At 77.4% G+C, this 483-nt stretch carries 1 protein-coding gene; it reads left to right on the top strand.

Translation table 11 applies throughout. The features are described 5' to 3' along the window. Positions 1 to 483 (top strand): FAD-dependent oxidoreductase (locus tag M3677_RS16915; protein WP_251161126.1); only part of this gene is annotated, 483 nt, incomplete at both ends.

The raw sequence follows: 483 nt of genomic DNA, 5'->3' as shown, positions 1-483 counted from the left end.
AAGGCCCTGCTGCGCGGCACCGAGGTGCTCGAGGAGGCCCGCGCGGTCTCCGGCGCCGCCGCGGCCGTGACCGGCGAGCAGGACGTCGCGGCCACCCTCGAGCGGCGCAACTCCTTCACCAGCAACTGGGACGACGCCGGCCAGGCGCAGTGGGTCGACGGGGCCGGCATCACGCTGGTGCGCGGCGAGGGCCGCCTCGACGGCGAGAAGCGGGTCGTCGTCCGGGCCGCCGACGGCACCGAGACCGTGCTGCTGGCCACCCACGCGGTGGCGGTGTGCACCGGGTCGGCGGCCGCCGTCCCGTCGCTGCCGGGCATCGAGGACGTCGACGTCTGGACCGCCCGCGAGGCGACCAGCGCGCAGGAGGCCCCCGGCCGGCTGGTCATCCTCGGCGGTGGCGTGGTCGGGGTGGAGATGGCCACCGCGTGGTCGGCGCTGGGCTCGCAGGTCACCCTGCTGCAGCGCGGCGAGCGGCTGCTGGCC

This window comes from Curtobacterium sp. P97 (assembly GCF_023712445.1).
Lineage (GTDB): Bacteria > Actinomycetota > Actinomycetes > Actinomycetales > Microbacteriaceae > Curtobacterium.
This window is presented reverse-complemented; position numbering and strand designations above follow the sequence as displayed.